The organism is Streptomyces sp. NPDC002701, assembly GCF_042889045.1.
GTDB lineage: Bacteria > Actinomycetota > Actinomycetes > Streptomycetales > Streptomycetaceae > Streptomyces.
Map to the genome: position 1 here is coordinate 16,958 of NZ_JBIAQL010000005.1, position 16,821 is coordinate 33,778.

Annotated in this window: 13 protein-coding genes, 5 tRNA genes and 1 riboswitch; of the genes, 8 read left to right on the plus strand and 10 right to left on the minus strand. The window is 71.5% G+C overall.

Annotated features, from left to right (window positions below):
• Window positions 1–52: 52 nt before the first annotated feature.
• The gene (locus ACFYXC_RS15850) at window positions 53–1,333 is read left to right on the plus strand and encodes a PrsW family intramembrane metalloprotease (RefSeq protein ID WP_389551727.1); all 1,281 of its coding nucleotides are present in this window, start codon (window positions 53–55) and stop codon (window positions 1,331–1,333) included.
• Between the two features lie 109 nt (window positions 1,334–1,442).
• On the opposite strand, the gene ACFYXC_RS15855 is transcribed toward ACFYXC_RS15850, so the two are convergent.
• From ACFYXC_RS15855 to ACFYXC_RS15870, 4 genes are all read right to left on the minus strand, one after another.
• Complete coding sequence (locus ACFYXC_RS15855; RefSeq protein WP_388920843.1) at window positions 1,443–2,492, minus strand: M23 family metallopeptidase; 1,050 nt, start codon at window positions 2,490–2,492, stop codon at window positions 1,443–1,445.
• A gap of 11 nt (window positions 2,493–2,503) precedes the next feature.
• Window positions 2,504–2,661, minus strand: a riboswitch (cyclic di-AMP (ydaO/yuaA leader).
• Window positions 2,662–2,993: 332 nt separating this feature from the next.
• Complete coding sequence (locus ACFYXC_RS15860; protein WP_389551730.1) at window positions 2,994–4,181, minus strand: PP2C family protein-serine/threonine phosphatase; 1,188 nt, start codon at window positions 4,179–4,181, stop codon at window positions 2,994–2,996.
• Between the two features lie 190 nt (window positions 4,182–4,371).
• Window positions 4,372–4,445: transfer RNA gene (locus tag ACFYXC_RS15865), tRNA-Met, on the minus strand.
• Window positions 4,446–4,513: 68 nt separating this feature from the next.
• Window positions 4,514–5,653, minus strand: coding sequence for a dihydrofolate reductase family protein (locus ACFYXC_RS15870; RefSeq protein WP_389551733.1), 1,140 nt, complete (start codon window positions 5,651–5,653; stop codon window positions 4,514–4,516).
• A 102-nt stretch (window positions 5,654–5,755) separates the two neighbouring features.
• On the opposite strand from ACFYXC_RS15870, the gene ACFYXC_RS15875 reads away from it, so the two are divergent.
• The 3 genes from ACFYXC_RS15875 to ACFYXC_RS15885 all read left to right on the plus strand — a co-directional run bounded on the left by ACFYXC_RS15875 (window position 5,756) and on the right by ACFYXC_RS15885 (window position 7,609).
• Window positions 5,756–6,271 carry a MarR family winged helix-turn-helix transcriptional regulator gene (locus ACFYXC_RS15875; protein WP_389551736.1) on the plus strand — a complete coding sequence of 172 codons (516 nt, stop codon included), beginning with the start codon at window positions 5,756–5,758 and terminating at the stop codon, window positions 6,269–6,271.
• Window positions 6,272–6,477: 206 nt separating this feature from the next.
• Window positions 6,478–7,107, plus strand: a complete 630-nt coding sequence (gene ribA / locus ACFYXC_RS15880) for a GTP cyclohydrolase II (protein WP_388920856.1) — start codon at window positions 6,478–6,480, stop codon at window positions 7,105–7,107.
• A gap of 64 nt (window positions 7,108–7,171) precedes the next feature.
• Window positions 7,172–7,609 (plus strand): hypothetical protein, encoded by a 438-nt coding sequence (locus tag ACFYXC_RS15885; RefSeq protein WP_389551740.1) that lies wholly within the window; start codon window positions 7,172–7,174, stop codon window positions 7,607–7,609.
• A 98-nt stretch (window positions 7,610–7,707) separates the two neighbouring features.
• Here the strand turns inward: ACFYXC_RS15885 and ACFYXC_RS15890 are convergent.
• From ACFYXC_RS15890 to ACFYXC_RS15910, 5 genes are all read right to left on the minus strand, one after another.
• Window positions 7,708–7,780 (minus strand) — tRNA-Lys (locus ACFYXC_RS15890).
• Between the two features lie 142 nt (window positions 7,781–7,922).
• Window positions 7,923–9,458 (minus strand): amino acid permease, encoded by a 1,536-nt coding sequence (locus ACFYXC_RS15895; protein ID WP_388920862.1) that lies wholly within the window; start codon window positions 9,456–9,458, stop codon window positions 7,923–7,925.
• 183 nt (window positions 9,459–9,641) lie between these two features.
• A complete protein-coding gene (locus ACFYXC_RS15900; protein WP_389551744.1) occupies window positions 9,642–11,894 on the minus strand; it encodes a DEAD/DEAH box helicase in 2,253 nt (750 codons plus the stop codon).
• 252 nt (window positions 11,895–12,146) lie between these two features.
• The gene (locus tag ACFYXC_RS15905; protein ID WP_389551746.1) at window positions 12,147–12,665 is read right to left on the minus strand and encodes a hypothetical protein; all 519 of its coding nucleotides are present in this window, start codon (window positions 12,663–12,665) and stop codon (window positions 12,147–12,149) included.
• Window positions 12,666–13,047: 382 nt separating this feature from the next.
• On the minus strand, window positions 13,048–13,398 hold the full coding sequence (locus ACFYXC_RS15910; RefSeq protein ID WP_388920872.1) for a metallopeptidase family protein: 351 nt from the start codon (window positions 13,396–13,398) through the stop codon (window positions 13,048–13,050).
• 119 nt (window positions 13,399–13,517) lie between these two features.
• Between ACFYXC_RS15910 and ACFYXC_RS15915 the strand changes: the two genes are divergently transcribed.
• The 4 genes from ACFYXC_RS15915 to ACFYXC_RS15930 all read left to right on the plus strand — a co-directional run bounded on the left by ACFYXC_RS15915 (window position 13,518) and on the right by ACFYXC_RS15930 (window position 15,449).
• Window positions 13,518–15,071 carry a metallophosphoesterase gene (locus ACFYXC_RS15915; protein ID WP_389551749.1) on the plus strand — a complete coding sequence of 518 codons (1,554 nt, stop codon included), beginning with the start codon at window positions 13,518–13,520 and terminating at the stop codon, window positions 15,069–15,071.
• 80 nt (window positions 15,072–15,151) lie between these two features.
• Window positions 15,152–15,224 (plus strand) — tRNA-Glu (locus tag ACFYXC_RS15920).
• A 49-nt stretch (window positions 15,225–15,273) separates the two neighbouring features.
• Window positions 15,274–15,348: transfer RNA gene (locus ACFYXC_RS15925), tRNA-Asp, on the plus strand.
• A 24-nt stretch (window positions 15,349–15,372) separates the two neighbouring features.
• Window positions 15,373–15,449, plus strand: a tRNA-Phe gene (locus tag ACFYXC_RS15930).
• Between the two features lie 195 nt (window positions 15,450–15,644).
• Here ACFYXC_RS15930 and ACFYXC_RS15935 read toward each other — a convergent pair.
• The gene (locus ACFYXC_RS15935; protein ID WP_389551752.1) at window positions 15,645–16,754 is read right to left on the minus strand and encodes an ABC transporter permease; all 1,110 of its coding nucleotides are present in this window, start codon (window positions 16,752–16,754) and stop codon (window positions 15,645–15,647) included.
• Window positions 16,755–16,821 lie beyond the last annotated feature (67 nt).

Consider the following 16,821-nt stretch of genomic DNA (forward strand, 5'->3'; position numbering starts at 1 on the left):
CCCGACAGGGCACTCTCGCGGGCCACACCCCAACCTCGTTAGGGTTTTTGTCATGGCCACCAGCCCCCCACCCCCGGCACCCCCCGGCACCCCCGCCGGAGGCACGCGCTGGTGGCAGCGCAAGTGGGTGCGCTACGCCGCCCTGACCACCCTGCTCACGCTGTCCGGCCTCGTCATCCTGGCCCTGGTCCGCAGACAGACCGGCACGGAGGGCTTCCTGGTCGGCCTCGGCCTCTCCGTCCTGCCCGTCCCGCTGCTCGTCTCGGCGTTCCGCTGGCTGGACCGCGTCGACCCGGGCCCCTGGAGAAACCTTCTCTTCTCCTTCGCGTGGGGCGCCTGCGCGGCCGCGCTGATAGCCATCGTCGCGAACAGCTTCGCGACGCAGTGGATAGCGACGGCCACCGCGGACCCGTCGCACGCGGACACGCTCGGGGCGACGGTGATAGCACCGGTCGTGGAGGAGTCGGCGAAGGCCGCCGCGGTGCTGCTCGTCTTCCTGTTCCGCAGACGGGACTTCACCGGGATAGTCGACGGCGTGGTGATAGCCGGCGTCACGGCGACCGGCTTCGCGTTCACCGAGAACATCCTCTACCTCGGGACGGCGTTCGGTACGGACCAGCTCACCGGCGACACCGGCCTCTTCTCCGTCACGGCGGCCACGTTCTTCGTACGGGTGATCATGTCGCCGTTCGCGCACCCGCTGTTCACCGTGCTCACAGGCATCGGCTTCGGCATCGCCGCGCTCTCCGCGGACCGCCAGCAGGTGCGCCGCGTGCTGTTCCCGATCGTCGGGCTGCTGCTCGCGATGGGCATGCACGCGATGTGGAACGGCTCGTCGGCCTTCGGCGAGTACGGCTTCTTCGCGGTCTACGCGGTCTTCATGGTCCCGGCCTTCGGACTGCTGACCTGGCTTGCCGTGTGGACCCGCCAGCGCGAACTGGGCACGGTCCGCACCGAACTGCCGTCGTACGCCATGGCCGGCTGGCTCGCCGCACCGGAGCCGTTCGTCCTGGGCTCGATGAGGGCACGGCGGCTGGCCAGGGAGTACGCCACCCGTCACGGGGGCCGCGAGGCAGGCCGGGCGGTGGCGGAGTACGAGGCGTACGCGACGTCGCTGGCGTTCCTGCGCCACCGGGGCCGGCACGGCCGCGCGGGAGCGGACTTCGCGGTGCGTGAGCGGGAGTTGCTGCACGAGCTGTGGGCCCGCCGGGAGCCGGCCCGCCCGGCGCTGGAGTACGCAGCCAGGGTGACGGCCCCGCCCCCGGCGCCGTCACCCTGGCCCGGGTACGGGTACCCGCAGGGATACCCGGCATACAACCCGTACCGCTCCTAGCCCCTGTCGTCACAGACGAGCCGGAACCCGAACCGTTCGGTTCGGGTTCCGGCTCGATGGAACAAAGACAGCCGCTGCTGTACGAGTTGCTACGGGTTGATCCGAGTTGCTACGGGTTGAGCCCGTTGCCCCGCAGCCAGGCCATCGGGTCCACCGGCGCACCACCGCTGGTGTAGACCTCAAGGTGAAGGTGCGCGCCGGTGACGTTCCCGGTCGCGCCCACACGGCCGATGACGTCGCCGGTGCTGACCTTCTGCCCGACGCTGACGCCGATCGACGACTGGTGGGCGTACCAGATCTCCGTACCGTCGTCGAGCGTGAGCACCGTGCGGTAGCCGTACGAGCCGTTCCAGCCCGCTTCTGTGATCGTGCCGCTGTGAACCGCCTTGAGCGGGGTACCCGTGGGAGCGGCGAAGTCCAGACCCGTGTGCTGGCCTGAGGACCACAGCGAACCGGCCTGGCCGTACGTCGAGGTGATCGTGTACGAGGAGGTGGGCAGCGTGTACTGCTTGGCGAGCTCGGCGAGGCGCGCGGCCTCGGCCTTCGCCCTGGCCTCTTCTTCCTTCTTCTCCTTGGCCGCGGCGGCCTTGGCCTTCGCCGCCTCCTGCTCCTTGGCCGCGAGCGTGGCGGCCTTCTTCGCGGCGGCGGCCTCGGCGGCCGCCTGGGCCTCGCGGTCGACCTGGTCCTGCTGGAGCTCGGCCTGGAGCATGATGCGGGCGCGCAGGGCCTCGCCGGCGTCCGCGTTGCCCTGCTCGGCGTCGGCGGTGGTGAGGCCGGCGGCGGTGAGCGGCGTGCTGGAACCCTCGGGGACCTCGTCGTCCGAGATCAGCGAGCCCACGTTCGGCAGGTCGGGGACCGAGATCGACACCGGCGGCTTGCCGGTCTGCGCGGTGGCCATACCGCCCGCGCCGACGGCGGCTATGACACCGACGCCCAGGACGGTCGAGCTGCGCGCGAGTCCTCCGCCACGCTGCTTGGAGACGCGGTGCCGGCCGCGGACGGGAAGGACGGTGTCCGCACTGGGATTCCAGACCTCCCAGGTCTCCTCGTCCTTGGGGGCACCGAAGGCGAAGGTGTCGGGCTTCTTCTCACCCGAGGTCTCACCCGTCAACTCGTTCGGCACGAACGAGGGTGCGGGCGCAGGCCGATTGGACGCCACGTGGGCGCGCTCCTTTCCTTCCTTCTCGCCTACCGGGTTAGCTGACGGGTTCGGAGCAGGAAGGTCTCCTACGCGCGTCAACCGCGGTGTACTCCACCGCGAAAGACACGCGATTCACCCCATGTAGGTGGTTCCCCGGTTCCCTTGCGGGATTCGGCGCGTGCGCACGGAGCCGTCTCTTGTGACGGCTGGGACGACCGCGCTGCGTTATCGAACGTTAATAGACCGAGGCACCTGATTCCAAGCTGTTCTTGATGATCGTTACGGCTCCTGGCCTGGACCAACAGGACGTCAGCGGGGTAAATCGGGCGAGTCGATCGCCGTTCACGGGCACCAATTTTGCTGACGATGTGTCAGCCGTTGTGCGCAGGGGCGTCATTCGACTACTGCAGGTGATATAGCCCTCGTAAAATCACCACACGCACCCCACGCACCCCACGCAGCACATGCCGCACACGCACGGCACGCAGCACCCGCAGTGTGGGGCACGGCGGGCCGGGATCACGGCCGTCGCACGGCGAGCAGCGCCATGTCGTCCGTGCTCCCGCCCCCGGTGTGCCGGTCGACATCGGCCACCAGCTCGGTGAGCAGCGCGTCGGGGCCGGTGAAGAACCGCCCGGCCAGCCGTCGCGCCGGATCGAAGAAGTCGCCCCGTTCGTCCCGGGCCTCGGAGAGTCCGTCCGTGTGGAAGAGCAGCATGGCCCCGCACGGGAACTCCGCCTCCTGCACGCGGTCGGGCCAGGCCCCGAGGTCGCCCATGCCGAGGGGCAGCGCGGGCTCCGCCGCGGCGAGCGTGCGCACGGTTCCGTCGGGAAGCAGGAGGAGGGGCCCGGGGTGGCCGCGGTTGACCAGGCGTACGCCCTGGGTGCCGTGCGGGATCTCGGCGAGCACGGCGGTGATGAAGCCTTCGAAGACCTCGACGCTGTCCCGCCGGACTCCCTCGCGCGTCAGTGCCCGCTCCAGCCGCTGGGCGACCGCCCCCAAGGTGGCCTCCTGTTCGGCGGCCTCGCGGAAGGCCCCGATGACGACGGCCACGGCCGCCACCGCGCCCATGCCCTTCCCTCGTACGTCCCCCACGACGAGCCGGACGCCGTAGGAGGTGTCCTGCACGGCGTACAGGTCACCTCCGATGAGGGCGTCGGCCTGCGCCGCCACGTATCTGACCGCGAGGTCGAGCCCGCCGGTCCGCGCGGCCGGTTCGGGCAGTACGGCCCGTTGGGCGGCCTCGGCGATCTCGTGCGCGGAGGCGAGGCGGGCGTTGCCCAGGGTCACCAGCCGGTTGATGACGACGGCGAGGCAGGCGACCGTGGCCACGGTGGCGATCTCGGTGACGGCACTCGCGTCGATGGTGAACCGCAGGGTCGCAAGGACCATGGCAGTCGTCCCCGCGATGCCCGTCCACACGGTGGCGCGGAGTGACAGGAGCGGTGCGGCGACAAGCAGGGCGGCGGTGAGGAAGGGGGCCGCGGTGAAGTACCGCGGGGTGAGGAGGTCGTAGAGGACACCCGCGACGATCAGGAGCGCCGGCAGCACGCGGACGGATTCGCGGGTGTACGACAGGGACCGCCTCTCGGGCGCCGCGACGGAGCCGGGCGCCGGATCGGCGGAGGGCTCGGCGGAGGCTTCGGCGGAGGCGGAGGGCTCGGCGGAACCCGGCGCCCGCTGCTCGCCCGCTCGACGCCCGTTCACCTGTCTCCTGCCCTCGGCCTGCGTCCAGCGTTCCGGGAGCGGGAGCGCGGGGCGAGCCGACGGGGACCGGGCGGGTGAGCGCCACCTCGTCCGACGTGCGGGCGCACGCCCCCCGGACGATGGACGGGGAGACGTGGACGGGAAAACACCTGAGGCCGGAATCCCATGGATTCCGGCCTCAGGTCTTCAGTAGCGGGGACAGGATTTGAACCTGCGACCTCTGGGTTATGAGCCCAGCGAGCTACCGAGCTGCTCCACCCCGCGTCGTTGAGACCAGTGTACGCCATCCGCGGGACGCGCAGCACATGGGTAAATGCGCGGTGAACGCCGGCTCAGCCGAGGTGCCGGTTGGGCGCCTTCGCCGCGTCCTCGTACTCCGGGAGCACCAGGACGTCGACGCCGGCCGCGGTCAGCAGGCCGTTCCCGTCCGCCGCCGCCACGAACGTGTCGGGCTCGCGCCACGCGGTGACGACCCGGCGCACGCCCGCGTCGAGGATCAGCCGGGCGCAGGGCGCGGGCCGTGAGGCGCGGCGGGCGCAGGGTTCCAGGCTGCTGTAGACCGTGGCGGCCGCGAGCCGGGGATCGCCCGGCTCGATCTTGGCGAGCGCGGCTTCCTCGGCGTGCGAGAGGGGGTCGGACTCGCGGGAGTACCCGCGGGCCAGCTCCGTGCCGTCGGCCGCGACGACGACCGCGCCGACGCTGAACGCGGTCCGCGAGGGCGGGCACTCGGCGGCGAGTTCGCAGGCGAGCGCCAGCCACCGGTGGTCGGCGGCGGAGGGTACGGGTCCGGTGCCGGGCGCGGTGGGCACGTACCGCATGAGCACCACGTCCCCCACGGGCCGTGTCTCCACCAGGCGCAGCCGGCTGCGGGGGCCGCCGGGGTACTCGCCGGACCCGAACAGCGTCGGCGCGTGCGGCTGGCCCACCACGAGGGGCGCGAGGGCGAGCTGCAGTTCGTCGGCGAGGCCCTGCTGGAGAAGCTGGGTGTGGACCCGGCCGCCGCCCTCGACCATGAGCCGCCGTACACCCCGTACGCCGTGGAGGTGACCGAGTACGGCGCGCCAGTCGAGGCCGGGACCGACGGGGACGATGTCGACGCCCAGGCCGCGCAGCGCGTCGGCGGCCGTCGCGGCGCCCTCCTCGGTGGTGTAGACGACCTTCTCGCCGCCGGTGGACCAGAAGTTGGCTTCGGGGTCCAGGTCGCCGGTGCCGCTGACGGTGACCTTCAGCGGGTACTCCGGACGGCCGGCGGCGACGCGGGCGGCGCGCCGCTCGGCGGAGTTGACGAGGAGGCGGGGGTTGTCGGCGCGCAGGGTGCCCGCGCCGACCAGGATGGCGTCGGAGCCGGCCCGTACCTCGTCGACCCGGTCGAAGTCGGCCGGTCCGGAGAGCAGCAGCCGTTCGGGGCCGGTGTCGTCCAGGCGGCCGTCGAGGGAGACGGCGGCGGACAACAGGACGTAGGGGTGGGGCATGGACTCGCTCTCTCTCGCGGGCGCGGCCCGAGTCTTTCGCATGCTGGGGATCTGCGCGGGCCGACGCTTGGTTCAATTTTGAAGCAAACCTACACTGGGGACATGACGACCCGCTGGCTCACCCCCGAGGAGCAGCGCGCCTGGCGCGCGTACATCGCCGCCTCCCACCTTCTGGAGGACGCGATCGACCGGCAGCTCCAGCAGGAGGCCGGCATGCCGCACCTGTACTACTCCATCCTGGCCAACCTCTCCGAGGCGCCCGGGCGCCGCTTGCGGATGACTGGCCTCGCCGAGCGGACGAAGATCACTCGCAGCCGCCTGACGTACGCGGTGACGCGCCTGGAGAAGGACGGGGCGGTACGCCGCGAAGGGTGCCCCAGTGACAGGCGCGGCAGCATCGCGGTGTTGACCGACGCGGGGATGACGCTGCTGGAGCGGACGGCACCCGGGCATGTGGAGACGGTCCGCGCGACCCTCTTCGACCACCTCACGCCCGAGCAGGTGGGGCAGTTGGAGGAGATCTGCGCGGGTGTCGCGCGGGGCCTGCAGGGCGACGAGGCGGGCGCCGTCCCGGACGACGTCCCGTGGCGCCGCCGCTCGTCGGGCCCGTGCCCGTGATCCACGACCGCGAGCACCACCGCGAGCGGGCACCACCGCCACGCGCACCACCACGAGCAGATCCACCAGCGGATCCACGACGGCAGCCCTCAGCCCCAGCCCTGACGATTCCCATTGCTTTAACTTTAAAGCATGCAGTAGGGTCCCGACTCATGAGCATCTGCTTCAAATCTGAAGCAGATGAGAGACGTGGACCGGAGAGCCGCATGCCCGACTACCCCGCCGCCACCCAGCGTTCGCGCGTCCGGGTGCCCCTGCGCTTCCACGACGGCTACGGCGTCGACGCCGAACTGGTCACCTTCCACGGCCTGACCGACGGCCGGGAACACGTGGCGATGGTCCTGGGCGACCCCGCCGGCGCCACACCCCTGGTCCGCCTGCACTCCGAGTGCCTGACGGGCGACGCCTTCGGCTCCTCCCGCTGCGACTGCGGCCCGCAGCTGCGCGAGGCCGTCGAGCAGATCGCCGAGCGCGGCGGCGTCCTCCTCTACCTCCGCCAGGAGGGCCGCGGCATCGGCCTCTACAACAAGCTCGACGCGTACGCCCTCCAGGACGAGGGGCTCGACACGTACGCCGCCAACACGGCCCTCGGCCTGCCCGAGGACGCCCGCGACTACACGGCGGCGGCCCAGATGCTCGCGGCTCTCGGCATCGAGGAGCTGGACCTCCTGTCCAACAACCCGGACAAGGCGGAGCAGCTCCGCGCCCTCGGCATCGGCGTACGGCACCGGGTCCCCACGGGCGTCTTCACCACGGCGCACAACGTCCTCTACCTCCGCGCGAAGGTCCTCCAGACCCAGCACACGCTGCCGCTGGCGAAGCTCACGGCGGGCTGATCCCAGCGACAGTTCCGACGGGCGGAAGCGGTGGCTCCGCGCGACGGCCGGGCAGAACGGTGCCATGGGGGACGACAGTGAGTCACGGGCACAAGCACAGGCGCAGCGCCTCGCGGAGGACGACCGCCTCTGGCAGCACACGCTGCACGAGAACACGATGCTGTTCCAGCGGGGCAACCTCTTCCTGGTGGGCCAGTCGCTCTTCGCCGTGGCCCACACGACGCTCCTCGCCTCGGAGCAACACCTGGTCGCGGCGCGCGTCCTGGCCGCGTTCGGCCTCGTACTGGCCCTGACCTGGCTGTACGTCGGCCACCGGCACCGCCTGTACTACCAGCACGTACAGCGCCGCGCACTCCAGCGCCTGCCCGAGTACGCGGCCACGTGGACAAGCTGGGCGGACCGCAGACAGGGCCGCGCCCGGGGCCGCTCGATCGTACTGATCGCCTACCTCCTGCCGACGCTGGCAGCGGTGATGTGGACGGCCCTGCTGCTGATCAGATGAGCCGACCGGTGACGAGCCCCCCGAGGGTGGCCCCCGTCAGACACCACGAACAACACGAGCCCCCAGCTCCAAGTACCTCTGAGCCGGGGGCTCTCGCGTAGACCCTGTGGGACTCGAACCCACAACCAATGGATTAAAAGTCCACTGCTCTGCCAATTGAGCTAAGGGTCCGCGCACCGGTCGACACCGGTGCACGCACCGACCCGCGTCGATGCAGGAACGAGCATAGCCGGACGCGGCCGGGAGTCCGATCGGGTATCGGTGTCCCGGCCGCGCCGGACGTCACCCGGCGGCACCCCCCGTCACGCCCTCGTCACGGATCGAGCGGCTCCGGGGTGCCCGCGCGGGCCGCCTCGCGGGCGCGGGTGCGTTCGTGGTCCGGGTTCAGGAACCAGTGGCGGGCCGACGCGAACCACCACGCCGCGGCGAAGCCGAGGACGGCCAGGACGGCGACGGGCGCGTAGTTGAAGGTCTCCCAGGTGACCGGCGAGACCTGGGGGAGCATGAAGAGGATCGTGATCACGCCCACCCAGGCCACCGCCACGACGCCGATCGGGCGGGACCAGCGGCCCAGGTGCCACGGGCCCCGGTCGAACGCCTCGCCCTTCCGCAGCCGCAGCAGGGTCGGGATGACGTACGCGATGTAGAGGCCGATCACCGCGATGGACGTCACCGCCGCGTACGCGGTCACGTTGATCAGGTACGGCAGGCCGAGGACCAGCGCGCCCAGCGCCGCGAGCCACACCGCCGCGACGGGGGTGCGCGTCCGCGGATGCACGGCGTGCCAGATGTGGGAGAACGGCAGCGCGCCGTCCCGCGAGAAGGCGTAGATCATGCGGGAGTTGGCCGTCACCGACGCCATGCCGCAGAACAGCTGCGCGCCGATCACCACCAGCAGGAGCAGCTTGCCCCCGGTCGCACCGAGCGCGTCCAGCAGGATCTGGGCCGGCGGCACACCCGTCGGGGACTCGCGGGCGCCGTCGTACGACTGGATCGCGAAGGTGAAACCGAGGAGGAGGACGAAGCCCGCTATCCACGACGTCCAGATGGACTGGACGATGCCCTTCGGGCCGGCCGTGGACGCGTTCTGCGTCTCCTCCGTCATGTGCGCCGAGGCGTCGTACCCGGTGAAGGTGTACTGCGCCATCAGCAGGCCGAGCAGCACCACGTAGAAGCTGCTGCCCCAGCCCGTGTTGTTCACGAACTCCGTGAAGACGAAGGACGCCGACTGGTGCCGGTCCGGCGCGAAGGTCAGCGCGCCCACGATCACCGCCACGCCCACGACGTGCCACCACACGCTGACGCTGTTGAGGAGACCGACGATGCGTACGCCGAAGGTGTTCAGCAGGCCGTGCAGGACGAGGATGCCCGCGAAGAGCAGGATCGTACGGCCGGGGGTGACCTCGAAGTCGAACTGCAGGTTCAGGTACGCGCCCAGGAACGAGGCCGCGCCGAAGTCGATGCCGGCGGTCACCGCTACCTGGCCGAGGACGTTGAACCAGCCCGTGAACCACGCCCAGGCCGCCGCCGTACGCGGTGGGGCGAGACGGTGCGCCCAGAAGTACAGGCCCGCGGAGGTCGGGTACGCCGAGCAGATCTCGGCCATCGCGAGCCCGACGAACAGGGTCATGAGCCCGACCGCGACCCAGCCCCAGGTGATCACGGCGGGCCCGCCGGTGTTCATGCCGAACAGGTAGAGCGTCAGACAGCCCGACAGGACCGAGATGATCGTGAAGGAGACCGCGTAGTTGGAGAACGCCGACATGCGGCGGGCGAGAACCTGGGTGTAGCCGAGCTGGGCCAGCCGCTCTTCGTCCGACAGCCCACTCACTCTGGCGTCATCTGTCATGACCCCAGCAATTCCCTCACCTGGGGTATGACATGCGCCACATTGCGGTTGATCTGGCCGAAACACAGCCGGCTCGCGGCCGTGTCGCCGGACGGCTGCTGGCAATCGGCCGGCCGCGAACGCCGAAGGGCCCGGACGACCGAGGTCGTCCGGGCCCTTCGTGCGCTACGTCGTCAGCGGGCGTCAGCCGTTGCGCTTCCAGCGGGGCTTGTCGTCGCGGCGGAAGGACGAGCCGGAGCCCGAACCGGAACCGGTGCCGGAACCCGCGCCACGGTGGTCGTCACGACGGCCGTACGGGCGGTCGTGGCCGCCGGAGCGGAAGCCACCACCGGTGGGACGGTCGCCCTGGCGGTCGCGGTTGAACGGACGGTCGCTGCCGCGGTGGCCGGACGGACGGTCGTCCCGGCGGAAGCCGCCCGAGGGACGGTCGCCGTCGCGGCGGTCACGGTTGAAGCCACCCGACGGACGGTCGTTGTCACGACGGTCGCGGTTGAAGCCGCCCGAGGAACGGTCGTCACGGCGGTCACGGTTGAAACCACCGGACGAACGGTCGTCACGACGGTCGAAGGAAGAACGGCCGGCGCCACGCTCGTCGTCCCGGCGGAAACCGCCGGAGGGACGCTCGTCGCGACGGTCGCGGTTGAAACCACCCGAGGAACGGTCGTCACGACGGTCGTCCCGGCGGAAACCGCCGGAGGGACGCTCGTCGCGACGGTCGCGGTTGAAACCACCCGAGGAACGGTCGTCACGACGGTCACGGTTGAAACCACCGGACGAACGGTCGTCACGACGGTCGTCCCGGCGGAAACCGCCCGAGGGACGCTCGTCACGACGGTCGCGGCGCTCGTAGTTGCCCCGGTCGTCACGACGCTGACGCGACTCCTCGCGCACCGGCTCGGCGGCGGACTGCGCCACCGGCTCCTGCGCCACGGCCACCGCGGCGGCCTCGACGACGGCGGCCGCCTCGGCGAGCGCGGCCTCCGGGTCCTCGCCACGCTCCCGCGCGGACCGCGCGATCAGCCGGTCGGCCTCCTCGCGCAGCTCGGCGGCACGCCGCTGCGCGCGCTCCAGCTCCTTGGTGAGCTGCGACACCTCACGCTCGGCCTGCTGCGCCGCGTTGCCCGCGGACTCGGCCTGGACCTCGGTCATCGACCGGGCACCCGTGATCTCCGCGACCTCCGGGTCGAAGGCGGCGCCGCCCTGGATGATGTGGCGCGTGGCGTCCACGCCCGCGTCCTCCATCTGGCGGAAGATCTGCCGGCGCTGGTGCGGCAGGGAGAGCGACACGACCGTGCCGCTGCGCCCCGCACGGGCCGTACGGCCGGAGCGGTGCAGGTAGTCCTTGTGGTCACCGGCCGGGTCCACGTTCAGGACCAGGTCGATGCCGTCGACGTGGATGCCGCGGGCGGCGACGTCGGTCGCGACGAGCGCGTTGACGTAGCCCTTCTTGAAGTCCTCCAGGACCCGGGTGCGGGCGCCCTGCGTCATGCCGCCGTGCAGCGCGTCGGCCTTCACGCCCGAGTCGCAGAGCTGCTCGGCGATGCGGTCGGCGCCCAGCTGGGTGCGGACGAAGATGATCGTGCGGCCCTTGCGGGAGGCGATCGCGGCGGTGACCGGCGCCTTGTCCTTGGGCTTCACGATGAGGATGTGGTGCGACATGGTCGTGACGTTGCCCTGGGCGCTGTCGACCTCGTGCGTCACCGGGTCGGTCAGGTAGCGCTTGACCAGCGTGGAGATCTCGTTCTCCATGGTGGCCGAGAACAGCATGCGCTGGCCGCCGCCGGGGATCTGGTCGAGCAGCTCGGTGACCTCGGGCAGGAAGCCCAGGTCCGACATCTGGTCGGCCTCGTCGAGCACGGCGACCTGGACGTTCTCCAGCGAGCAGGCGCCGCGGTTGATGATGTCGCGCAGGCGGCCCGGGGTGGCGACGAGGACGTCGACGCCGCGCTCCAGGGCGTAGATCTGGTTGCTCATCGACGTACCGCCGCAGACGACCTTCATCTTGAGGCCGAGGACGTCGCCGTACGGCTGGAGGGCGTCCGCGACCTGCATCGCGAGCTCACGGGTCGGCGTGAGGATGATGCCGCGGGGCTTCTTCTTCTCGGTGTGGCCACCGGAGAGCTGGGTCAGCAGCGGCAGACCGAAGGAGAGGGTCTTGCCGGAGCCGGTGCGGCCGCGGCCGAGGATGTCCTTGCCGGCCAGGGCGTCCGGGATGGTCGCGGCCTGGATCGGGAAGGGGCTGGTCACACCGTTCTGCGCGAGCTTGCGCACGACGCCCTCGGGGAGACCGAGGCTGCCGAAGGTGACCTCGGGGGTCGTGACCTCGGCGGTGGTGGCCTCGGGGAGGTCGAGGGCCGCGGGAGCCGCGGTCTCGTCGATCGTCTCGTTCGCCTCGTTCTCGGGCACGACGATGTGATCAGTACTGGAAATGGACATGCGAATGCGAAACCTTCCGGAGTCTCGTCGGCACGCGCCCGTCAACTCCGTGATTTCGCAAACGACCGCCTCAATGCGGTCAGCCACGGTAAGGGGAGAGTACGCGCCACGCGGCGCTCTGTGATGGCGCCGGGCAATTGGGATCAAACGATCTACTACCATACGCACCCTGTGGCGCCCAAGGCAAACCGAGGACGAATTCGCAGGTCAGAGGCGTGCGCTGGTCCTCACGGGAGCTTCGCCAGGCGCTGCTCAGGCCGCGATCCCGGCCTGCGGTGCCGGCTCCCGGCGCTCGACGAGCTGCGGTTCGGGCTCCGGGTGCGCGGAGGACGACGGCTCGGCGGTGGTCGGGTCCGGGGGCGGCGGTGGCGTCTCCTTGGTGGGCGTCGGCTCCGGCTCCGGACGCGTCGGCGTGGGCTGCGCCTTTGTCGGCGACGGCACCCCTGGCCCGGGCTTCTTCCCGTCGGTGCGGGCCTTGCCCGGCTTCTTCGGCGCGGCCGATCCGCTCTCCCCGGCCGACGGCGACGCCGCCCCCGGTGCGGACCTCTTCGGCTTGGCCCTGGCGTGTTTTCCGTCACTCGTTCCGTGCCGCCCGGGGGGGCCGCCGCTCACCGCCGTCCCTCCGTCGGGCACCTCGCCGCCCCGCCGTCCCGCCGAGTGCGAGGGGTTGGCGCGGCTCCCCTCGTCGTCACCGACGCTCATGCAGCCGGCGGACGCGGCGACGGCCAGGGCAGCGGCGGCCAGACGGACGGGTACGTACAGGGCGCGCACGGGCAGCTACCTCCGGAAGGGGTCCCCCCATGGCCCGGCGGCCCGGGAACGGGGAAGGGTTGAGGAGTCCCCCTGCCCAACTCCCCCCGCACGCAAGAGGACACGCGACCGTACGCGGAGAGCGGCGGACGGGGAGCGGAGTACGGCCGACGTACGACCGGATGCCGGTCGGTCCGCGTATCCCCGTGCACGACGGGGCCGCCCGCACGCGCCGGCATCCCGCACGCGCCGGGATGCCGCCCACGGCCGGAGCCCGGACGCCGGCCGCGCCCGGCGACCCGCGACTGGTGCCCCGCGACCGACGACCGGCGGTCGGCGGTCGGCGGTCGGCGGTCGGCGGTCGGCGGTCGGCGGTCGGCGGTCGGCGGTCGGCGGTCGGCGGTCAGCCGTAGCCGAGGGCGTGCAGTCGGGCGTCGTCGATGCCGAAGTGGTGGGCGATCTCGTGCACCACGGTCACCTCGGTCTCCGCCACCACCTCCTCGCGGCTCCCGCACATCCGCAGCGTGGGCCCCCGGTAGACGGTGATCCGGTCCGGCAGCACTCCCGCGTACCACTCGCCGCGGTCGGTCAGCGGTGTCCCCTCGTAGAGCCCGAGCAGCTCGGGGTCGTCGGCGGGCGGTTCGTCCTCGACGAACACCGCCACGTTGTCCATCAGGCGCGTCAGCTCCGGCGGGATCCGGTCCAGCGCCTCGGCGACCAGTTCCTCGAACTCCTCGCGCGTCATCTCCAGCACCCGACCATTGTCCGGTACGGGCGCCCGGACGCCAGGGCCGCCACCTACGGGGCCCGGCGCGACCCCGGCGGGCGGGCCCCCGCCGCATACCGGCCGCACCCCTTGGGCATACGGGCCCAATGGCCCGCGTCCCCGCTGCCGCCGCTCTGCACCGCGTGCGAAAAGCTCCCCGCATCCTCGTACGCCACTACCGGTCCCGCCGCTCCCACCCCGTCATCGAACTCGTCGCCCAGCCGCACCCGTACACCCGCGCGCTCGGGCTCGTCGCCGTCGTGCTGCTCGGCGCGTGGCTGGGTCTGCTGATCGTCGGGAACGTGCGCGCGCCGGTCGGCCCCATGGACACCACGATGACGCTGCGCCCCTCCCTCACGGGCGGCACGAAGATCAACGTCTCGCCGCTCGGCGCCCTCGAACTGCGCAGCCACACGGCGCCGCTGCGGCTGGACGTGGACGTCGACCAGCTCGACCCGGTCCGCTCCCAGGCGCTCGTCGACCACCCGGAGCGGCTCTCCGGCCTCCAGGACGAGGTCGCCCAGGACGTCGGCGCCGGCACGCTCGACCTGGCCGTACGGTCCTGTGTCGCCGTCGTCTCCGGCGCGACCGCGCTGGGCCTCGCGGTCTACCGCCGCCCGCGCCGGGCCCTCGCGGCGGGCGGTATGGCGCTGACCCTGCTGGCCGCCTGCGGGGCGACGGCCTTCGCCACCTGGAACCCCAAGTCCGTACTGGAGCCGAAGTTCTCGGGCCTGCTCTCCTCCGCGCCGTCGGTCGTCGGCAACGCGCGCAGCATCGTCAGCGAGTTCGACGTCTACCAGAAGGAGCTGGCCCGTCTGGTGACGAACGTGACGAAGCTGTACGACGCCACGTCCACGCTTCCCGCGTACGCGCCGGACCCCTCCACCATCCGGGTCCTGCACGTCTCCGACATCCACCTCAACCCGGCGAGCTGGAAGATCATCGCCTCGCTGGTGAAGCAGTACGAGATCGACGTCATCGTGGACTCCGGCGACACGATGGACCACGGGACGGCGGCGGAGAACGGCTTCCTGGACCCGGCGGCCGACCTCGGGGCGCCGTACGTGTGGGTGCGCGGCAACCACGACTCGCGGACCACGCAGGAGTATCTGGAGCGCATGAAGAACGTGCACGTGCTCGACGACGGCCGGGCCGTGTCGGTCGCGGGTCTGCGGTTCGCGGGCATCGGCGACCCGCAGTTCACCCCCGACCGCTCGGCCGAGGTGGGCGGCGCCCGGTCGGAGGAGCTCGCGGGGGCCCGCCTCGCCTCCTCGCTGCGCGACCAGGAGGCGGCCGGCACGCCGGTCGACATCGCCGTCGCGCACAATCCGACGGCCGCGCGCGAGACGGACGGCGACGTGCCGCTGGTCCTGGCGGGCCATGTCCACCACCAGGAGATGGAGGTCCTGAAGTACGGCACGCGGCTGCGCATCGAGGGCTCGACGGGTGGCAGCGGGCTGCGCGCGGTGGAGGGCAGGAACCCCGATCCGATCGAGACGTCGATCCTCTACCTGGACCGCGACACGCGCCGTCTGCAAGCCTGGGACGAGATCAGACTCGGGGGTCTCGGGCTCACGACGGCCGAGGTCAGCCGCCATCTCCCCAAGGAGAACCAGCCCGGCGCGGCCACCACCACGACCCCCTCCTCGCCCGCCCCGTAAACCGTTTTGGCGATCCCTCCCGACATCCCATATGCTTCTCACGTCCCCGACGCGCTGCGAAGCGCCCAGGCGGGCCGATAGCCCTCATCGTCTAGCGGCCTAGGACGCCGCCCTTTCAAGGCGGTAGCACGGGTTCGAATCCCGTTGGGGGCACGCAACACCGTGTGCGACACTGAGTTCGCTCGTCCGTACACAACAGCTGGGTCCTGTGGAGCAGTTTGGAGTGCTCGCCACCCTGTCAAGGTGGAGGCCGCGGGTTCAAATCCCGTCAGGACCGCTGCGGTTCTTTGTTGGACCGCGTGGCTGGGTAGCTCAGTTGGTACGAGCGATCGCCTGAAAAGCGATAGGTCGCCGGTTCGATCCCGGCCCCAGCCACCACCCGAAGGTCCCGTCCAGGTGGACGGGGCCTTCGCCGTGCGCCCGGCCCCGGACGCCGAGTCGTTCGGGTGCGGGTGCGTGAGGGCTGGTCGCGCAGTTCCCCGCGCCCCTTGAAAACGCCGGTGCCGGGCCGCATCTGCCGCGTGTGCCTTGAGAGCGCCGGTGCCGGGTCGGCGCTGCTGAGGCCGGCGGGGCTCATGCCGCTGCTCCGTCTCCCGGTGTCTCCCGGGGTGGGGTGTCCGCCGCGTGGGACGGGCCTCCTTCTCTGCCGCCGGGGTGGCGGTGGCGCCAGGTCCAGAACGTTGCGCAGCTGAGGAGGGCCCAGCCGGTCAGGACCAGGAACGGGAACACGTGCTGGTGACCGGGGAAGTACACCGCCGTGTGCTGGGCGTTGACCGAGCCGCCCGGCGGGAGCCAGCGGCCGATGACGCCGAGCGGTGACGGGAGCAGGGGCCAGGAGACCGCGCCGCCCGAGGAGGGGTTGCCCAGCAGGACCATCAGTCCCCAGGTGGGCAGCATCGCCCAGCGCCCGAACAGGGTGTTGAACATCGTGAAGACCATGCCGGACGTGAACATGGTCAGTGCCAGGATCAGCCACGACTCGACGAACGGCAGATCCAGGGCGCCCAGCACCCAGTCGACCACCGCCGCGATCACGAACCCGCCGAGCAGGGCGTACGCGGCCGTGAACGCGATGCGTTCCAGCGGGTTCAGCGCCCGCGCGTGCACGCTCAGCTGGATCGCCCCGACGAAGCCGATGATCACGGCCGCCAGGGAGATGTAGAAGATCGCGAGGCCCCGCGGGTCGCCGGCCTGCAGCGGCTTGATGTCCCGGACCGTGACCGCCACCCCGGTCGCCCTGCCGACCGCCGGCGCGGCCTGCCTCAGCAGTTCCGCGACCGAGGCCCCGGACGCCCCGGAGACATCGAGGACCACCGCCCGGCCCGCGTCCCGCACGTCGAGGATCGCGAAGACCTTCTGGTCGTCCACCGCCTCGACGGCCGCCGCCCTGCTGTCGTACGCATGGAGCTTCAGAGAGGCGTCCAGCGCCTTCTCCATCCCGGTGACGAAGGCCCGGCCCCGCCCCTCGTCGTACGCGCCCACCGTCGCGGTCGGCACATGGCGCGGTGTCGGGTTCGCCATGGAGTACGTGTACGAGCCCGCGAAGAGACCCGCCGCGGCGGCGAGGATCAGCACCAGGACCGACGCGGGGAAGAAGGGGGACTCCTTGAAGGAGCTCCAGCGCTCACGCCGGGTGGGCGGCCTCCCATGGGCACCGTGCGGCAGGTGCGGGATCTCGGACATACGCCCACGCTAAGGGGACGTAAGGGATATTTCTCCGTGACGTCCGCTCCGTGACGTCCGTCCGGGG

Bases quoted from the DNA above. Each gene is read 5' to 3' on its own strand.
- ACFYXC_RS15870 (WP_389551733.1), bottom strand. From the start codon at position 5,653: ATGCCCCACCCCTACGTCCTGTTGTCCGCCGCCGTCTCCCTCGACGGC.
- ACFYXC_RS15885 (WP_389551740.1), top strand. From the start codon at position 7,172: ATGGGGGACGACAGTGAGTCACGGGCACAAGCACAGGCGCAGCGCCTC.
- ribA (WP_388920856.1), top strand. From the start codon at position 6,478: ATGCCCGACTACCCCGCCGCCACCCAGCGTTCGCGCGTCCGGGTGCCC.
- ACFYXC_RS15915 (WP_389551749.1), top strand. From the start codon at position 13,518: ATGGCCCGCGTCCCCGCTGCCGCCGCTCTGCACCGCGTGCGAAAAGCT.
- ACFYXC_RS15935 (WP_389551752.1), bottom strand. From the start codon at position 16,754: ATGTCCGAGATCCCGCACCTGCCGCACGGTGCCCATGGGAGGCCGCCC.
- ACFYXC_RS15900 (WP_389551744.1), bottom strand. From the start codon at position 11,894: ATGTCCATTTCCAGTACTGATCACATCGTCGTGCCCGAGAACGAGGCG.
- ACFYXC_RS15875 (WP_389551736.1), top strand. From the start codon at position 5,756: ATGACGACCCGCTGGCTCACCCCCGAGGAGCAGCGCGCCTGGCGCGCG.
- ACFYXC_RS15850 (WP_389551727.1), top strand. From the start codon at position 53: ATGGCCACCAGCCCCCCACCCCCGGCACCCCCCGGCACCCCCGCCGGA.
- ACFYXC_RS15895 (WP_388920862.1), bottom strand. From the start codon at position 9,458: ATGACAGATGACGCCAGAGTGAGTGGGCTGTCGGACGAAGAGCGGCTG.